Origin of the sequence: Pseudoalteromonas sp. J010, from assembly GCF_003934235.1 — a bacterium.
Lineage (GTDB): Bacteria > Pseudomonadota > Gammaproteobacteria > Enterobacterales > Alteromonadaceae > Pseudoalteromonas > Pseudoalteromonas peptidolytica.
This window is the reverse complement of record NZ_RDBW01000009.1, coordinates 79515-97339: the sequence shown is the minus strand read 5'-3', so window position 1 is coordinate 97339 and position 17825 is coordinate 79515. Positions and strand designations below refer to the sequence as shown.

The following is a 17825-nucleotide window of genomic DNA, read 5'->3' as shown; positions in this document are numbered from 1 at the left end:
CAAGATAGTTAAATTTATAAGTAGGACATAAATCATGGCTTTAACTCATCTCCAGCAATTAGAAGCTGAGAGCATAAAGATTATTCGTGAGGTTGCCGCTGAGTTTGAAAACCCAGTAATGTTGTATTCTATTGGCAAAGACTCTTCGGTACTGCTGCACCTGGCGAGAAAGGCATTCTTCCCTGCAAAAATACCATTTCCTTTGCTCCATGTTGATACTAACTGGAAATTCAGAGAGATGATTGAATTTCGCGATCGCTTAGCAAAAGAATATGGCTTTGAATTGCTTGTGCACAAAAACCCTGAAGGGCTCGAAATGAATATTAGCCCCTTCGTCCACGGCTCCGCCAAGCATACCGACATTATGAAAACACAAGGCCTAAAGCAGGCTCTTGACCAATATGGCTTTGACGCTGCATTTGGCGGCGCCCGTCGTGATGAAGAGAAATCCAGAGCAAAGGAGCGAGTTTACTCATTTAGAGATAAACATCACCGCTGGGATCCAAAAAATCAACGACCAGAGCTGTGGAATACCTATAACGGCCAAGTGAATCCTGGTGAGAGCATCCGCGTATTCCCATTATCTAATTGGACTGAGCTTGATATTTGGCAATACATCTATCAAGAGCAAATTGAAATCGTTCCGTTGTATCTCTCTAAGCCCCGCCCGGTAGTAGAAAGAAACGGTACACTTATCATGGTTGATGATGATCGTATGCCACTTGCTGAAGGTGAAGTGCCGGAAATGAAATCTGTACGCTTCAGAACACTTGGCTGCTACCCGCTAACGGGCGCTGTTGAGTCAGAAGCAGATACATTAACTGGTATTATTGAAGAGATGTTGCTATCAACGTCGTCAGAGCGTGAGGGCCGAGTCATTGATCATGATTCAGCAGGGTCAATGGAGAAGAAAAAGCGTGAGGGGTATTTCTAATGTCAACGGCAAATGAAGTAAAAGAATTAGGCATTGAAACCTATTTAACGCGTCAACAAGACAAAAGCTTGTTGCGTATGATGACCTGTGGCAGCGTTGATGACGGTAAGTCAACACTGATTGGTCGCCTGCTCCACGATAGTCACCAAATTTATGAAGACCAACTAGCGGCACTACACAAAGACAATGAAAAAGTCGGCAATGCTGGTGAAGAGCTAGATTTAGCATTACTTGTTGATGGCTTACAGGCTGAGCGTGAACAAGGTATTACCATTGATGTGGCTTACCGCTATTTCTCGACAGCGAAGCGTAAATTTATTATTGCCGATACGCCGGGACACGAGCAATACACCCGCAACATGGTAACAGGAGCCTCGACCAGTGATTTAGCCATTATTCTGGTTGATGCCCGATATGGTGTTCAAGTACAAACAAAGCGTCATAGTTTTATCTGTGACTCTTTAGGCATCAAGCAGTTTGTAGTCGCGATAAACAAAATGGATATTGTTGACTTTGAAGAAGCCGTTTTTGAACGCATTAAAGCTGACTATTTAAAGTTTGCTGAGCAACTGAATGTAGAAGATATTCGCTTTGTACCCATGTCTGCATTGAAAGGTGACAACGTTGTTAATCGCTCAGAAAAAACACCTTATTACAATGATAAGCCACTACTTGAGCTACTCGAAGATTCTCCGGCAGCAGAACCGAATCACACATTCGAAGCGCGCTTCCCAGTACAGTATGTAGTGCGACCAAACTTAGATTTTCGTGGATTTCAGGGAACTCTAACATCTGGCAACTTACGTGTAGGTGACGCCGTTAAGATCCTACCTTCAGGCAAAACGTCAACGATTAAAGAGTTGGTGACATTTGATGGTAACCTAGCACAGGCAGAAACGGGTCAAGCATTCACCATCACCCTCAATGACGAAGTAGATGTCAGCCGTGGAGATGTCATTGTGCCAGCCAACTCCAGCGCTCAAGTTACCAATAAACTTAGTGCTAAGCTTGTATGGATGCATGAAACGCCGCTACAACTTGGTAAGAGCTACAATATCAAACTAGGTAGCAAGAAAACCACTGCAACCATAACGCACATTGACTATACCATTGATGTCAATACTCTTGAGCATGGCCAGGCAGATTCATTGTCATTAAATGAAATTGCCATTGTAACACTCGAGCTGACTGAAAATGTAGTTGCTGACGAGTATAGCCACAATCATGAGACTGGCTCGTTCATTTTAATTGACCGCCTCACCAACCTAACCATTGGTGCAGGTATGGTAGCAGAGGTACAAACTGCGACCACCACATCCTCAAGTCAATTTAGCGACTTTGAGATTGAGTTTAACGCATTAGTTCGCAAGCATTTTCCACATTGGCAAGCGCTTGATATTTCGAAATTAAAATAATGCACCAGCGCCTGTTAGTCGAGGTATGACAGTATTATGGAACAAGTCATTTTAACAGGCATTATGCTAGCGTTAATCGTGTGTCTATTTGCCACACGTATTAACGCAGCTTGGCTGTTTACAGGTGCAATTGCAACGAGCTATTTGACTGGACTGATCGATTTAGAATCCATGCTAGCCAATTATGCTAATCCTTCGTTGATCACGCTTGTTTTGCTCATTTTGGTTTCCATAGCAATAGAAAAAACAACGCTGGTAAGCAAACTTGCCCAGTCAATGGCACAAGGGAGCTTAACAAAAGCGGTTTTAAAGCTTGGACTATCAACTGCATTTTTATCTTCTTTTACCAATAATACAGCTGTAGTGGCATCTCTCATTACTAAGGTTAAGGAGAGTAAAACCCACGCCCCCTCTAAGCTTCTACTCCCATTGTCATATACCGCCATCTTAGGTGGAACTTTGACATTAATAGGGACATCAACAAACTTAATCGTCAATGGTTTTGCTGTTGAAGCTGGTATGGCGCCATTTGGCTTCTTTGATTTTACCTTAGTAGGACTGGCGGTTTTGGCCGTTGGTTTGGTGACTATCACCATCATGCTTAAGTATTTGCCTGATAATGGAAAAAATGATGACGAAGTGGTGCCGTTCTATCTTGAAGGAAGAGTAGAGCCTAGCTCAAAACTCGTCGGTCGTACCGTAGAGGAAAATGGTCTGCGCGACTTGAAAGACTTATTCCTTGCCGAAATCATACGTGGAGAAAGGCGTATTTGTGCAGTTACGCCACAACAAGAGATCCTTTCAGGCGACGTATTATTATTTGTTGGAGACATCAATTCAGTCCCCCTCTTGCAACGTTTTGATGGACTCAAGATAGTCCATGATAAACACGAAAAAGACGTGGAGCATTTAGTCGAAGTCGTTGTTAGCCAATCGTCTCGGTTCTTAGGGAAAACCATTAAAGAGATCCGCTTTAGAGAACAGTTTCATGCTGCGATTATCGCCATTCGTCGTGGACATGATCGACTACAAGGAGGGATTGGGCAAGTTAAGTTACAAGCAGGTGACTCATTAATTTTGGCACCGAGTAGTGACTTTTATGCACTGCCAAACCTGAAACGCGAGTTTGTCTATATTTCAGGACTAGACCTTCAAGCACACCTTTCTAGCAATAAGTCTAATACGGTGTTGGCCAGTTTTACCACCGTCATTGGCTTGAGTATCTTTGGTATTGTGCCGCTAGTTAAAGGGCTAATTGTTTTATTAGGCGCACTTGTACTACTTGGTACTATTAAAGTCCCTGAGATGAAACGTCGCTTTCCCATCGAGCTGGTCGCGATCGTCGGCAGTGCAATTGGGCTCGCCAAACTCATGATTGAAACTGGGTTGGCAGCTGAAATTTCATCTAGCCTGCTGTGGCTACTCGGAGATTTTGGTCCTTATGGTGCCTTTATCGCTATTTTTGTGATGACGGTAGTATTTACAGAGCTTATTACTAACAACGCGGCAGCCGCACTGTCATTTCCGGTTGCCTATGCACTCGCGAGCGGCTTTGGGGTCAACCCCTTGCCTTTTGTGATGGCGGTCGCGTTTGGTGCATCAGCAAGTTTTATTTCACCATTTGGTTACCAAACAAACCTAATGGTGTATAGCGCAGGCAACTACCGTATTCGTGACTACATCACCATAGGGCTGCCCTTGTCGTTGATTTATTCCGCAACGGTACTCATTGTAATTCCATTTGTCTTTCCATTTTAACAGAGCAGAATATGGACGAAAATATTGTTTGGCATCACTATGCCGTAGATAAAACCAAACGCAGCCAATTAAAAGCTCATAGACCTTGTATACTTTGGTTTACTGGCTTTTCAGGCTCGGGGAAAAGTACTGTAGCCAATGCCTTAGAACATGCACTGTTAGCGCGAAATATACATACCTATCTATTAGATGGCGATAATGTCAGACATGGGCTCTGTAAAGATTTAAGATTTAGCGATGCTGATCGTGTCGAAAATATTCGCCGGGTTGGTGAGTTAAGTAAGCTAATGGTCGATGCCGGACTGCTCGTGCTCACCGCTTTTATTTCGCCTTTTCAAGCCGAGCGAGATATGGTTCGTGACTTGGTGTCTGAAGGTGAGTTTATTGAGGTTTACCTTGATACTCCACTCGACGTTTGTGAGCAGCGAGACCCAAAAGGACTGTATAAAAAAGCGCGTGCAGGCGAGATAAAACATTTTACCGGCATTGATTCTGCGTATGAGCCCCCAATTAACCCAGAAATATGTTTAAATACTTCTGAGCAGTCGTTGGAATGTTCTGTCCAGCAACTAATAGAGTATCTACTGTCAAAAAATATCATAAGGTAAGTCATGAATCATACGGATCTGCTAGAAGAAGTATTAAATCTGAGTATTCGCGCTGGTGAAGCAATTATGAAGATTTATGCCAAGGACTTTAACATTGAATTTAAAGAAGATGAGAGTCCAGTCACTGAGGCAGATCTTGCTGCACATAAAGTGATAGTTGCAGGACTAAAAGAACTTACCCCAGAGCTCCCAATTTTAAGCGAGGAAAGTGCGGTAATTGACTGGGAAGAACGCCGCCAGTGGCAATCATACTGGCTAGTTGACCCAATCGATGGCACAAAGGAATTTATCAAAAAAAATGGGGAGTTTACCGTCAACATCGCGCTTATCAACAACGGCGAACCCATTCTGGGTGTCGTTCATGCTCCGGCACTCAATGAAAGCTACCTCGCTGAACAAAGCATTGGCGCTTTCAAACAAACCGGTGAAGCGCGCATTGAACTTAAAGTCACCACTAAACCAAACCAAGGCGTAATTAAAGTGGTTGGTTCGCGCTCCCACCCGTCAGCTGATCTTGCACAATATCTTACCCGTTTTGAACAAGTTGATATGGTACCAAAGGGAAGCTCATTGAAGTTATGCTTAGTCGCAGAAGGCAAAGCCGATGTATACCCACGCCTAGGCCCCACTTCTGAATGGGATACAGGCGCTGGACATGCAGTTGCAAATATCGCTGGAGCAAGCGTAGCCCAGCTCAATGGTGAGCCGCTACGGTATAACCAAAAAGCTGACTATCTCAATCCCTACTTTGTGGTGTCTAGATTAGAAGAGTGATACCACATAATCGCTTATACATGTTAGCCCGAGATTAACTCAACCGATACCGCCAATCTTGGCGTAGGGTTTACTTATGCTAAGTATTGGTTGGTTTATTCGCAGCCCGAGTCAGTACTTTATCGTACACCTGTTTTAAAACTTCGCTGGGTACAGTTAAAGAAAATTGTTCTCTTACTAACTTCTCAAGCTGTGCAAAGCTTTCGATCGGTTGCTCTACTACATTTCCATCGCACTCATGCCATTCAAAGTAGCTTTGGTTTCGGATCAAGTAGCGATGGCAATGACTGACACGAGATACAATCAAGTTATTGACAAACCCAGCATCAGGGTGTTGATGAGAGAAAAAATGGCCGATTTCACAATCTGATTCAATGATTTCACCCAAGTCAACATGATACAAAGTGAGCGGAGCTTCTCCTTCCTCTAACAATGTCACTTTCACATAATCAGATGATTTTTGTACCTGATAAGTTTGGCGTCCTTGTATACTAAGCGCTTGGTTGATATTGATGGGTGCTCGGGGAGACTTTACCCCAAAACCAACGTCAACTAAATACTCTTCCCCTTCCAGTTCTAGTAGCGTCATGCGATGAGAGCGAGGGTTGTCCTGTTGACCATTGAGCATTACCCTTGCAAGCACAGGTCGAACCGTAAAGCCTAGCTGTTGTAACGCCAAATAGGCAATCTTATTTTGTTCAAAACAATAGCCACCTTGCTTTTGGGTGATTAGGCGATTAAATAAAGCGTCTTCATCAAGTAATAAGCGTTCACCATACATAGCATTAATACTTGAAAAGGCGTATCGATCTAAATGTTTTTGCTGCAACTCAGTTACAAGTGCAAGGCCTGAGCCCTGCTCTAGAGACAAGCTATCTAGGTAATTTTTTATATTCATTGCTAATTCCATCACTGAATCCTTAAGTTGATGGGAGCAGGTTAAAACCTCGACTTAAGTTTAGGTCAATACTTAATATAAACTTTTTACCATCAACATCATGCAAACAACTGATGTATTTTTGAGTCTGATAAAAGTAGGTGCTTTGCGCGCTCTACTGATAAAGGTTTTGACATTAAATACCCCTGACTTTGCTGACAATAAAGCCGAGACATCACAGCTAATTGCGCCGCCGTTTCTATCCCTTCTGCTGTTACGACAAGATTGAAGCTCTTAGCAATAGCGCAAATTGCCTCAATAAGCTGCTCGGCTTTGTCATCATACTCAATCCCTGCGATAAATGATCTATCGATTTTTACTCCGTCAATTGGCAGATGATTGAGCCTAGCCAGACTGCTGTAACCAGTACCAAAGTCATCAATATAGATCCCAAATCCTGCGTCATGTAAGCGTTTTAATGGCTCAACTAGCATATTCTCCTCTGCCATCATCGCAGATTCGGTTAGCTCTAGCTTAATTTGTGATACAGAGATCGACGCGACTTCACACTGTTCTATCAGCCAATCCACAAATTGCTGAGAATGTAGCTGTAACGGAGACACATTGACAGCAACAAACATACTGTCATCCCCCACATCATGAATGAAACTCAGCGCTTGTTCAAAAACCCACTGACCAAGCATGGTAATTTTTCCACACTGCTCAGCGATGGGAATAAACTCAGCTGGGCTTACATCACCGAGCAAAGGATTGTGCCATCGTAACAATGCTTCAAACCCCTTCAAGCATTTACCTTGCTGACAATACACAGGCTGCAGATTTAACGTCAGCTCTTGAACAGGGTTCATCACGTTCAATGCCTGCTCCAATTGAATCTTTCGTCCCGCCTCGTTAGCAATCGCGTTAGTAAAAATATGATACGTATTTTTGCCGCGCTTTTTGGCTTCATACATCGAAATATCAGCATCATGCAGTAACTTTTCAGCATCACAGCTGATGCAAGGTGTTGTGAAATGCCTTACTCCTATACTGCCACTTACACTATGCGCTTGATCTTTTAGTGAAAAGGGTGCACGGATCTGTACTAAAACATCTTCTAATACCCCTTCTATCGGCTGCGGTAGTTGCTTATCATCAATGAGGACGGCAAACTCATCGCCTCCAAGTCGTGCAATCTCAGCGTAACCACTTAGCAACCCCCGCATGCGCGAAGCAAACTCGGCTAATAACTTATCGCCAGCTTGATGTCCTAACATGTCATTTATCAATTTAAACCTATCTAAATCAATGTATAACAGTGTATATTTTGCGCTCTGTTTTTCGCGCACTTTATCAACTAAGGAAATAAAACTTTGTCGGTTAAGGAGATCGGTGAGGCTATCATGTTGCGCTTTATACCTCAGCTGCTCTTGAAGTAATTTCCCTTGAGTAATATCTGTTACTCGGCCTTCATACAAACATGAATCAGGGAGATGCAACCAGTTGCCTGAGTGCCTAAGCCAAATATGCTCACCACACTCAGACGTTGCCAGCCACTCCATTTCTTGGTGCGCGTGCTTATTCGTTACAATGCCTTGCCATAGATCTTTGCACTCATAATCTTGCATGAGTGTCGCAAAACTGGTTTCAGGCTTAGGCGGATTGCCCGCAAACAAAAGCTGATTGAATGCCGGGTTTGAGTCTACTATGTTGCCATCTTGATTTAAAACGAATAGCCCTTCATGACTATTGATAAACAGGCTTTTATACTTTCGTTCAGCCGCTACCTGTTGCTGCAGTGCCCCTAGTCGTTTATTTGACTCGCTTTGTAACCTTTGATTGGTAATTTCCAATCGTTTGGTTCTCTCAACCACGAGATTATTTACTGTTTTGTTGCGATTCTTTAGCTGTTGCAGCTGCAACCAAACCAAAAGAATACACACAGTGATAACGGATAAGAAAAGCACAATTAAGATTTTATGATTATTTAACCAGCTGGGATGCAAAAGAGGCTCATCAAACAACTGCATGGTAATGGGCATACCATAGAAGTTGATGGTTCGCTCAGCACTTGGTGTGAATTCATCCAAAGCAAATTGCTGTTGCCAATCGGAACTATAAATAGCCTCCCCCTTGGAGGCAACCACGAGATGCTGTTTGCGTTGTTGGTAGAGTTGACCAAATAATGATTCCAGCAAAATAGGTAATTCAAAGCTTAACCCAAGTATTACGTTAAACTCGTCCCCTTTAGCTTGCTGTATTAAGAGGCTGAGCTTCTTTTGATTTGGCCACACAAAAGTAGATAGTGCATTTTGATTTTGTTGAGTAAATATATCTTCTGTCAAAAGCTCAGCCTGCCCCACTGTTTGACCAACTTCTGAGACGGGTGCAGCTTTAGTCACCACCAACCAGCGGCCAGATTCACTTACCTCGTTATGACGGATTTTAAAGTCAAAATAACCACGATTTCGCTGTGCGGTTTCAAGTGCAGAGAACTGTCCGGGCTCAACCAATACATATGTTTCCATACTTAACCCTAAATTGGTTGTAGCTAGCTGAGACTGAGCAATTTCATAAAAATCAGCACTTTGATGTCGGTTTAAATAAGCATCTATTGAATAAAGCAAATGAGCCACATGTTGCAATTTACCATTAAGTAAATACTCAAGCCTTGATAACTCCTGCTCTTGTTTATGATCTAGCTGCTCTTGGTAGTAAATATTGACAATCACGCCTACGTAGAGCAAAGACGTAAACAAAAACAATAAACCAAACATTGGCAAGCATCGCCGTATGGTACGCAAGGCTTTAACATCTTTGATATTACTAATTAGCGGTCGTTTAAATCTGGACATATTTACTAAACATTGTATGCTACTGCCATTCGATAATAATTCTTATTTACAATGAATAAAAGTAAACTTTTCCTTTTTTTGCTTTTTTGGGTACATTTTGATCAAGCCATCGCGCTGCAATCATCACAGCCACAAGTTAACGTTTATTCATTTCGAAAATACAAGCTTATCCAACCTGTTATTCACGCTTTTGAGCAAGAGACGGGCATAAGTGTCAATCTCGTCAATGGCAAGTCACAGCAGCTCCTCTCACGCTTAAGAACTGATGGAATTAACTCGCAAGCAGACGTACTACTGACTTCTGATCTGATCCAATTGCATGACTATAAAGATCTACTACGCCCATTAGATGAGATTGGAAGTTGGCACATCATTAATCCTGCGTTTAAAGATGATGATAAACGCTGGGTCAGCGTTTCGATGCGAACTCGCGCCATATTTAGAAGAAAAGCTTCAAATACACCGTTACCACAGGTTTATTCTGATCTGAATAAGCCACAATTTAAAGGGAAGTTTTGTATTCGTCAGTGGTCTCATAGTTATAACCTCGCTCTGGCATCAATACTCTATACTTCTTCATACTCTGGTGATTACATGTGGCTAGAACAAGCCAATACATTGCTAGCAAAACGCCCAGTTGGCGGTGATAGAGATCAACTTAGAGCACTTGCTCTTGGGCAATGTGAACTGGCGTTTGCTAATCATTATTACTGGCTAATGATGCACCACTCTGACAATAAAAGAGACAAGATACTGGCAGAGCAACTCGAGATCCACCATATAAAAATGCACTCGGGTAAAACTCCAGTTTCCACAACCACAGCAGCAATTTCACGACATGCGCCTAATGCCAAGGCAGCCATGCAGTTTGTGGAGTTTTTATTAAAACCAAGTACCCAGTCTATGTATGCTGAGTTACTTCACGAATATCCTGTCCTTGGCAGCGCACAATACAACCGTGTGCCGTTTCATCCAGCTATTGAACAAATCAAACAAGGTCTAAAGCAAGTCAAACGAGCACAGGCGGTGATTAAATCAATTAGCGAAAATCACCTGTAAGTCACAATTAAATATTGGTACAGGTCGTTTGGCTAATTGTATTCTGGTAAATGTCTTAGCCGGCTTTGGACCCTGTAGGGTTTGTACACTGTGCTCACGCTCTGAATATACTTGTTGATAGGGGTATTTGTTATCATTTTCACGCCACGTCAAGGTAAGATGACCACCTTCATAACGCCAGCGACCTTGGTAGTGGCTCCCAACCTGCTCCCAGCTCCCCCTTGGGTTGAGCTGCAATTGCAGCGCATCGTCACATTGATGAGAAAATAATAGGTTTGGAAGTAACTGCACGGCTCTATTTTTAACCAAGTACAGCCCAGCATTCCCAGGAGTATAGCGATGCCCTTCCATGTTAAATTCAGAAGTGGTGAGCGATTCAAAACCAACCGCTTTTACAGCAGCCTCAACTTCTCCAAGCCATCTTTCACCCGATGTCATCGGCGCAATATTCAAACGTGCACTATCATACTTTTCAGGAACAGGCAGTGAAGTAAAGCGAAAATTAACCTCTCGCTGCGCTAACTCACGCATCAGATTTTGTCTTGTGGTGTCGTCTAGCCCTGATTCAAAAATGTGTAAAGTTTGGGTACTACAACCGCTCAGCAAGCAAGCGGCTACTAAATAAATATATCTCATATTCATCCTTGAGCACGATAACTTGAGGCTGAATTATATTATCCACTTACCTTCAAGTTTGGTGCTATTTTTGCTCCAAGTTAACACCTAGATAGCCAAGTTTCAACTGCAGATTTTGGATAAAGAATATCTTTGAAAAGATGGTGCTGTTGATGATGTAAATGTTGCTCTTGACTCGGTAACCCTGCTTGGATTTGACTGTGATGCTCATTAAAACGTGAGATGACTGAGAGCTTGTCTTTGGCTTGAGTAAGCGACTCATTGACATAGTGACGTACATCATCCGCGGTCATTAGATCTGTCTTATCGACCTGCATAAGCTCTTTTCTCAATGCTGTGCGAATCCCCATCGTTGCCTCCATTAACATACTGATAAAAACAAATCGCGTGGACGACCTGCAAAATACACACCAAATACTTCAGTAATGTTAAAGACACAGGTTTTAGCAAAAAAGTTTCGTCATTAATCGTAGTAATTTTATATACTGTCGTATAAGGCAATAAGACACTCGCTGTGTTAGGTAAATACGGCATGTTGAGGTTATAAAAATGCAAGATGGGTTTATTGAAATTGAGCTCGAAGAAGAGCCGATAGAGTTGTGCAACCTTTTGAAAGTGCTCGACTTAGCAGAAACTGGAGGACATGCAAAGTTATTGATCACTGAAGGTTATGTAGCAGTCAACGATGAAATATGTACGCAAAAACGTAAAAAGATTTACTCGGGCGATATTCTGCATTTTGATGGCGATGAATTTCATTTAACGTTAGCACCAGACGCGACACCACAGCCTAGAGCAGTTGCAACACCAAAACCATCAACTGCCACGCCGACTGCCAGTAAGAAAAAACGACAAAAGTCGGGAAAATCTTACACACAAGTGGACAAAAATACAGGCCGTAAGCCCATTTCTTTTGGTTAACTCGTATCGCTTTGACAGCAAACCACAACTCTTTTCTCACCGCTGTAGTGCACTAATGCCCCGCTAAAGTGCACTCATCTCTTGAAAAATTCCCTTTTCAACACTAGGACTATAGATGTACAAAAATGCAGCAGGTTTGCAATTGGTACATTCTATGCAAATTTCTTTGCATGATTAGAATAAGGAAAAGGGTCAAGCATGAACAATTCATATAATACCCTGACTCAGCTTACCGTCGGCGAGCGTCAGGTGCACATTCACTCACTACCAGCGTTGAGCGATAGGGCAAAGAGACTGCCATTTTCTCTGAAAATCTTACTCGAAAACCTACTACGCCATGAAGATGGTAAAAATGTTACTGCCAAGGACATCGATGCGCTACTAAACTGGAAGCCTGAAGAAAAACCTAGCAAAGAAGTGGCTTTTACCCCAGCCCGCGTCGTAATGCAAGACTTCACCGGTGTGCCCGCAATCGTCGACCTTGCAGCAATGCGTGATGCGATGGCAAAGCTAGGTGGTGACCCAAGTAAAATCAATCCCCTGTCTCCTGCTGAAATGGTCATAGATCACTCAGTGCAAGTAGACGAATACGGTCATGATGGCGCATTTGATTTAAATGCAAAACTTGAGTATCAACGCAATAAAGAAAGGTATGAATTCCTGCGTTGGGGGCAAGGCGCATTCGACAACCTAAAGGTTGTGCCACCAGCAACGGGTATCGTGCATCAGGTAAATTTAGAGTATTTGGCACGAGTCGTGTTTGAAAAAGATATCAATGGCATGCCCTTCGCCTACCCCGACACACTTGTCGGTACAGACTCACATACAACCATGATCAACGGCCTTGGCATATTAGGCTGGGGCGTAGGAGGGATTGAGGCTGAAGCCGCAATGCTTGGTCAACCTATTTCCTTACTCATCCCTCAAGTGGTTGGCTTTAAATTAGAAGGTCAATTACCTGAAGGAACAACCGCAACCGACTTAGTTCTAACAGTAACGCAGATGTTACGTGAGCACGGCGTTGTGGGTAAGTTTGTTGAGTTCTTTGGTGATGGCTTAGCTGACCTGCCACTAGCTGACAGAGCCACGATTGCTAATATGGCGCCTGAGTATGGTGCCACATGTGGGATCTTTCCAATTGATGATGAAACCCTTGAATACCTTCGCCTCACCAACCGTGACGAAGAGAAGATAGCGCTGATTGAAGGTTACGCAAAACATCAAGGCATGTGGCGCGAGCCCGGTGATGAGCCACTTTACACCGACGTTTTAACACTAGACTTAGCGACTGTCGTTCCAAGTCTTGCAGGTCCAAAGCGCCCACAAGATAGAATCCCTCTCAATGACGCAGGTAAAATTATCCAAGCCCATTTAGGAGAATTTCAACATGAGCGCAGTGAAAAAAATGCCGCGTCGGATCAAGATGAAGCTCGCACCGTTAGTGAAGGTGGGACTTCTCGGGTTGACCAAAACGAACCGGCAACCCTCGGTGTTGGTAAGGTTAAATTTAAAAAACAAGAGTTTGAATTAGTCGACGGTGCCTGCGTTATTGCGGCTATCACAAGCTGCACAAACACCTCAAACCCAAGTGTCATACTTGCTGCTGGCCTTGTTGCAAAAAAAGCCAAAGCACTTGGATTAAAGCCCAAGCCTTGGGTGAAAACGTCATTAGCTCCAGGCTCAAAAGTAGTCACTGATTATCTAAAACAAGCTGACCTTTTAGCGCCACTTGCGGAGCTCGGTTTTGATTTAGTCGGCTACGGCTGTACAACTTGTATCGGTAACTCCGGCCCATTACCAAAAGAAATTAACGACGCCATCGTTAAACATCAGCTGGTCGTCAGCTCAATTCTATCTGGAAATCGTAACTTCGAAGGGCGGATCCACCAAGATGTAAAAATGAACTTCCTCGCATCGCCGCCACTTGTCGTAGCCTATGCAATCGCAGGGCGAACTGATATTGACGTCTACAATGAAGCATTGTGCCAAACTGATGACGGACAGGATGTATTCTTAAAAGACATTTGGCCATCGGTCTCTGAAGTCAGTGAACTAGTTTCTCAAACTGTGACCCAAGCCATGTTTGCTGAAAACTATGCCAATGTTTATCAAGGGGATAAACATTGGCAAGAGATTGCTGTTAATCAAAGCGAACGCTATCACTGGCAAGATAGCTCTACTTATATTCGTAAAGCACCCTTTTTTGATGATATGAGCAAAGAGCCACCAGGGATCCCAAGCATCAAAGGCGCAAGGTGCCTTGCTAAACTCGCAGATTCAGTTACTACCGATCACATCTCTCCTGCCGGGAACATTAAAGCGTCAGCTCCCGCTGGGGAATATTTACAATCACAAGGTGTGAAGCAAGCGGATTTTAACTCTTATGGCTCACGCCGTGGTAATCATGAGGTAATGATGCGTGGCACCTTTGCGAATGTGCGCTTACGCAATCAGCTAGCCCCGGGTACCGAAGGAGGGATCACTAGGTTATTACCTGATGGCGCTCTTATGAGTATATTTGATGCCGCTGAACAGTACCGACAACGTAATACACCATTGGTGATCTTAGCAGGTAGTGAGTATGGTACCGGCTCATCGAGAGATTGGGCTGCTAAGGGTTCATTACTCCTTGGCATAAAAGCGGTTCTGGCAAAAAGTTATGAGCGGATCCATCGTTCTAATCTTATTGGTATGGGTGTGTTGCCTTTGCAGTTCAAACCAGGCGAAGGTCATGAAGAGCTTAGTTTAAGTGGTGAGGAGGAATTTGAAATAGAAGGGATCTACGACACCGCAACTGAAGTCATCGTTACCGCCAAAAATGCCAAAGGTGAGGAAAAACAGTTTTCAGCAGACATTCGCATAGATACCCCAAAAGAGTGGGAATACTATCAACATGGTGGGATATTACAGTATGTGCTGAGACAAATGCTCAATTAATCAAACAGCATTAAAAGAGCATAGCACTTCAGCTGAAATCAGCGCTATGCTCTACTTTGATACCGAGCTTCAGCGAAGCTCGTTTTCTATTGTCACCGCTGTTATACCAGTGCAAACTTGAATCACCTGAACTGTGAATAATTCAGGGTTTTCGAGCGTTAAAGAGTAAGCGCACCTTACCCAAACTTCAGGTTAAGTATCAAAACCGTCCCGTATAAATAAGTGTAACAGTGTTAAGATCGGCATCGTTTAGATCCGACCCTAAACCAAATCGAACCGCTGAATGAGCATTAAACCAGTACTCTGTTTGCAGCTCAACGATTGACTCATTAAACTCTTCTTCTTGTAGCCTCGCAGACACCGCAACTTGCCAGCTTTTGTTGAAATAATAACCAGCCTGTACTTGCCAAAAGTCCGTATCTGCTGCCACTTTTTGCATCTTCACATCCCACCCAACACCATCCTCAATCTCGGTATACCTAAAAAAGGGCGCAAGTGCTGTTTCAGTACTATGATCATCTACACCAAAGCCATCAAACTCTGAACGTTGACCGATAAATGTTAAGCCTAGCTGCATATTTCGACTGACGAAACGACCCACCTGTAACAATGCAATGGTATCTTTGGTGGACACAGAAAATGCCTCATCATCACTAAATTGAGTGACATCTACCGCCACCCGCCAGTGCCGCCCAATAAACAGCTCAGCATCAGCTTGGTACAATTGCCAATCATCATTTGTGAATCCCCCAATGGAAAAGTTATCACTTTTCTGTAAATAGCCCTGCAAGCTATAAGGTGTGCTATTGTTTTTCAAAGTTGTCAGATAATGCTTATACTGAACACCTAAGAATCCATCCTCAATTTCCAAAAACTCACCGAAACCGATACTTACTTCGTGTGAATTGGCTGCACTCATACCGGAATAAAGTAACAACCCAAGTATTGGTAGTACTCTCATGTTTTCCCCTTTACGTTAATGCAAAGATTGTAACGATGAGAAAAAATCGCCATAGTAAAAAAATGTAAGCATATGTATAAGAAAAGGAGACAAACATGTCCATTTGGTTTTCCCCAATTAGCCTTGAGTTGTGTAAATCACTAGATGAGGGAGCGACGGGTAAAGGTACATTAATGAAAACTTTGGGTATCGAGATTAGCGAAATAGGCGATGATTATCTTGTAGCGACTATGCCTGCGACCCCTCAGCATCACAACCCTATGGGAATTGTACATGGTGGTGCAAATGTGGTGTTAGCGGAAACCGTCGCAAGTTATGCGGCAAACTTTGTCGTAGATACCGAACGATTTTACTGTGTCGGTCAGGAGATTAATGCAAATCACTTAAAAGCCTCGCGAAACGGTATACTGCGAGCTGTTGCTAAACCTATCCATCTAGGAAAACGCTCTTCAGTGTGGGAAGTACGTATTACTAATAGTAAAAATGAGCTATGTTGTATCTCACGAATGACAGCAGCAGTGGTATCACGTTAAAGCTTGATCTACCACAATTCATAACGATGCAATTCACCTCATGATTATTGCACCAACAAGCATGGTGAGGTGAATATAATGTCGGCTTCCAAACTCTGGCCTTTACACCTACTTATCGTATCAGGGCTTGCGCTCATTGTGATAGGTCATACTATACTGACGACTCAATGGCTGCATGAGTTGGGGCCAAGGGGCTTGTAGTAGGTGCCAGCTGTATTGCTCTTGGCCTTACTTGCTCACTACCCACCAAAATCTATCTGACTATTTTGCTCATGCGCCGCGAGCATAAAAAATAATATGTTCTGAGCTTAATTTCAGAAGTCTGTTAGTTAACTACAATAATGTCTAAGTGCAATGGAATATTGAGTTATAACATGTGGTGCTTAATACCTAGTTGCTCAGTATTACTTGATATTAGAGTGTGATTACTGCACCCTAAACCAAGAGTTTGAGATAGGCGTTAAACAGTGGATAAAGTTGATACTATCATTATTGGCGCGGGCGTTGTCGGCCTTGCTATTGCAGCAAAGCTTAGCCATAACCGTAGTGTGCTTGTCATCGACAAGGAAACTCATGTTGGCGAACATACCAGTAGCCGTAACAGTGAAGTAATCCATGCAGGAATTTACTACTCTTTAGATAGCCTCAAGCAGCTGTTATGTATTAGGGGTAAAGCGCTTCTTTATGAACGTTGTAAACAACTTAATATCCCTTACAAGCAACTCGGTAAGTTTATCGTCGCGACCGACGAAAGTGAGACGCAGCAACTCGACGCAATCAAGCAGACAGCGTATAACAACACCGTCACGGATCTGAGCTTCGTTTCGTCTCAAACCATTAGCCAACAATTAAGCCATTTAAGCATTCACAGTGCGTTGTTTTCTCCTACCACAGGTATTGTGGATAGTCATCAGTTGATGCTGTCTTTGATTGCCGAAATTGAAGCCAACGGTGGTATTGTTGCAACCCAAACAGCATTCATGGATGTTCAGAAGCTGGCCGAAGGCTTTGTCATAGCGATGCGCTGTAAGGACGAGCATTATGAGCTGTGTTGTAGTCAACTCATTAACAGCGCAGGGCTGTCAGCGCCTGATATACTGAACAAAATAACTGGTAATAACCCCCAAGTGGACGCTTATTATTGTCGTGGTCGCTATTACCGCTATCAAGGGAAACACCCATTCCAACACTTAGTTTATCCTATTCCAAATAGACATGGCCTTGGGGTACATGCCACATTAGATTTGGCTGGACAGTTAAAGTTTGGGCCTGACACTGAGTATATAGACAACATAGATTATCGTTTTGACGACTCGCACAAGGCACAGTTTATAAAAGCGATAGCTCAATACTGGCCACAACTCGACCCCTCTAGACTGACACCAGACTATACCGGGATCAGGCCAAAGCTCAGCCGCCACCAACAAAGTGATTTTGTGATTCAGTTCGAGGCAACACACGGTATCGCTAACTTTGTCAATTTGATGGGGATTGAATCCCCAGGCCTAACTGCAAGCTTAGCGATTGCTGAGTATGTTGAGCAGCACTTATAGACTG

At 43.2% G+C, this 17825-nt stretch carries 16 protein-coding genes; 11 read left to right on the top strand and 5 right to left on the bottom strand.

Going from position 1 to position 17825, the window contains the following annotated elements:
- Positions 1-34: 34 nt before the first annotated feature.
- Genes cysD through cysQ form a run of 5 tightly spaced genes read left to right on the top strand, consistent with a single transcriptional unit; the run spans position 35 to position 5489 of the window.
- Positions 35-934, top strand: coding sequence for a sulfate adenylyltransferase subunit CysD (cysD, locus tag EAG18_RS06340; RefSeq protein WP_125251547.1), 900 nt, complete (start codon positions 35-37; stop codon positions 932-934).
- On the top strand, positions 934-2349 hold the full coding sequence (gene cysN / locus EAG18_RS06335) for a sulfate adenylyltransferase subunit CysN (protein WP_125251546.1): 1416 nt from the start codon (positions 934-936) through the stop codon (positions 2347-2349). Before cysD ends, cysN begins: the two co-directional genes overlap by 1 nt.
- Before the next feature lie 33 nt (positions 2350-2382).
- Positions 2383-4107 (top strand): SLC13 family permease, encoded by a 1725-nt coding sequence (locus EAG18_RS06330; protein ID WP_185745561.1) that lies wholly within the window; start codon positions 2383-2385, stop codon positions 4105-4107.
- A gap of 11 nt (positions 4108-4118) precedes the next feature.
- On the top strand, positions 4119-4715 hold the full coding sequence (gene cysC / locus EAG18_RS06325; RefSeq protein WP_125251544.1) for an adenylyl-sulfate kinase: 597 nt from the start codon (positions 4119-4121) through the stop codon (positions 4713-4715).
- A 3-nt stretch (positions 4716-4718) separates the two neighbouring features.
- Entirely contained in the window at positions 4719-5489 is a 771-nt protein-coding gene (gene cysQ, locus EAG18_RS06320) for a 3'(2'),5'-bisphosphate nucleotidase CysQ (protein WP_125251543.1), read from the top strand.
- Between the two features lie 79 nt (positions 5490-5568).
- Here the strand turns inward: cysQ and EAG18_RS06315 are convergent, their stop codons facing one another.
- Both EAG18_RS06315 and EAG18_RS06310 read right to left on the bottom strand, forming a co-directional pair.
- Positions 5569-6387: an arylamine N-acetyltransferase gene (locus EAG18_RS06315; protein WP_275557239.1), complete on the bottom strand. Its 819-nt coding sequence runs from the start codon at positions 6385-6387 to the stop codon at positions 5569-5571.
- Positions 6388-6485: 98 nt separating this feature from the next.
- Positions 6486-9143 carry an EAL domain-containing protein gene (locus tag EAG18_RS06310; RefSeq protein WP_125251541.1) on the bottom strand — a complete coding sequence of 886 codons (2658 nt, stop codon included), beginning with the start codon at positions 9141-9143 and terminating at the stop codon, positions 6486-6488.
- A gap of 156 nt (positions 9144-9299) precedes the next feature.
- Between EAG18_RS06310 and EAG18_RS06305 the strand changes: the two genes are divergently transcribed.
- Entirely contained in the window at positions 9300-10280 is a 981-nt protein-coding gene (locus EAG18_RS06305; RefSeq protein WP_247652034.1) for an extracellular solute-binding protein, read from the top strand.
- Here the strand turns inward: EAG18_RS06305 and EAG18_RS06300 are convergent.
- On the bottom strand, positions 10257-10916 hold the full coding sequence (locus tag EAG18_RS06300; protein WP_125251539.1) for a hypothetical protein: 660 nt from the start codon (positions 10914-10916) through the stop codon (positions 10257-10259). The genes EAG18_RS06305 and EAG18_RS06300 overlap by 24 nt on opposite strands.
- An 80-nt stretch (positions 10917-10996) precedes the next feature.
- Positions 10997-11266 (bottom strand): hypothetical protein, encoded by a 270-nt coding sequence (locus EAG18_RS06295; RefSeq protein ID WP_125251538.1) that lies wholly within the window; start codon positions 11264-11266, stop codon positions 10997-10999.
- A gap of 199 nt (positions 11267-11465) precedes the next feature.
- Between EAG18_RS06295 and EAG18_RS06290 the strand changes: the two genes are divergently transcribed.
- Both EAG18_RS06290 and acnA read left to right on the top strand, forming a co-directional pair.
- A complete protein-coding gene (locus tag EAG18_RS06290) occupies positions 11466-11837 on the top strand; it encodes an RNA-binding S4 domain-containing protein (RefSeq protein ID WP_125251537.1) in 372 nt (123 codons plus the stop codon).
- A 198-nt stretch (positions 11838-12035) separates the two neighbouring features.
- On the top strand, positions 12036-14774 hold the full coding sequence (acnA, locus tag EAG18_RS06285) for an aconitate hydratase AcnA (RefSeq protein ID WP_125251536.1): 2739 nt from the start codon (positions 12036-12038) through the stop codon (positions 14772-14774).
- A 199-nt stretch (positions 14775-14973) separates the two neighbouring features.
- On the opposite strand, the gene EAG18_RS06280 is transcribed toward acnA, so the two are convergent.
- Positions 14974-15735 (bottom strand): hypothetical protein, encoded by a 762-nt coding sequence (locus tag EAG18_RS06280; protein WP_125251535.1) that lies wholly within the window; start codon positions 15733-15735, stop codon positions 14974-14976.
- Between the two features lie 95 nt (positions 15736-15830).
- Here EAG18_RS06280 and EAG18_RS06275 point away from each other — a divergent pair, with 95 nt between their 5' ends.
- The 3 genes from EAG18_RS06275 to EAG18_RS06265 all read left to right on the top strand — a co-directional run bounded on the left by EAG18_RS06275 (position 15831) and on the right by EAG18_RS06265 (position 17821).
- On the top strand, positions 15831-16268 hold the full coding sequence (locus EAG18_RS06275) for a hotdog fold thioesterase (protein ID WP_125251534.1): 438 nt from the start codon (positions 15831-15833) through the stop codon (positions 16266-16268).
- A 78-nt stretch (positions 16269-16346) separates the two neighbouring features.
- On the top strand, positions 16347-16469 hold the full coding sequence (locus EAG18_RS22325) for a hypothetical protein (protein ID WP_263972638.1): 123 nt from the start codon (positions 16347-16349) through the stop codon (positions 16467-16469).
- Between the two features lie 266 nt (positions 16470-16735).
- Complete coding sequence (locus EAG18_RS06265; RefSeq protein WP_125251533.1) at positions 16736-17821, top strand: NAD(P)/FAD-dependent oxidoreductase; 1086 nt, start codon at positions 16736-16738, stop codon at positions 17819-17821.
- Positions 17822-17825: the final 4 nt, after the last annotated feature.

Bases quoted from the DNA above. Each gene is read 5' to 3' on its own strand.
- cysD (WP_125251547.1), top strand. From the start codon at position 35: ATGGCTTTAACTCATCTCCAGCAATTAGAAGCTGAGAGCATAAAGATT.
- cysN (WP_125251546.1), top strand. From the start codon at position 934: ATGTCAACGGCAAATGAAGTAAAAGAATTAGGCATTGAAACCTATTTA.
- cysC (WP_125251544.1), top strand. From the start codon at position 4,119: ATGGACGAAAATATTGTTTGGCATCACTATGCCGTAGATAAAACCAAA.
- cysQ (WP_125251543.1), top strand. From the start codon at position 4,719: ATGAATCATACGGATCTGCTAGAAGAAGTATTAAATCTGAGTATTCGC.
- EAG18_RS06315 (WP_275557239.1), bottom strand. From the start codon at position 6,387: ATGAATATAAAAAATTACCTAGATAGCTTGTCTCTAGAGCAGGGCTCA.
- EAG18_RS06310 (WP_125251541.1), bottom strand. From the start codon at position 9,143: ATGTTTGGTTTATTGTTTTTGTTTACGTCTTTGCTCTACGTAGGCGTG.
- EAG18_RS06300 (WP_125251539.1), bottom strand. From the start codon at position 10,916: ATGAGATATATTTATTTAGTAGCCGCTTGCTTGCTGAGCGGTTGTAGT.
- EAG18_RS06295 (WP_125251538.1), bottom strand. From the start codon at position 11,266: ATGGGGATTCGCACAGCATTGAGAAAAGAGCTTATGCAGGTCGATAAG.
- EAG18_RS06290 (WP_125251537.1), top strand. From the start codon at position 11,466: ATGCAAGATGGGTTTATTGAAATTGAGCTCGAAGAAGAGCCGATAGAG.
- acnA (WP_125251536.1), top strand. From the start codon at position 12,036: ATGAACAATTCATATAATACCCTGACTCAGCTTACCGTCGGCGAGCGT.
- EAG18_RS06280 (WP_125251535.1), bottom strand. From the start codon at position 15,735: ATGAGAGTACTACCAATACTTGGGTTGTTACTTTATTCCGGTATGAGT.
- EAG18_RS06275 (WP_125251534.1), top strand. From the start codon at position 15,831: ATGTCCATTTGGTTTTCCCCAATTAGCCTTGAGTTGTGTAAATCACTA.
- EAG18_RS22325 (WP_263972638.1), top strand. From the start codon at position 16,347: ATGTCGGCTTCCAAACTCTGGCCTTTACACCTACTTATCGTATCAGGG.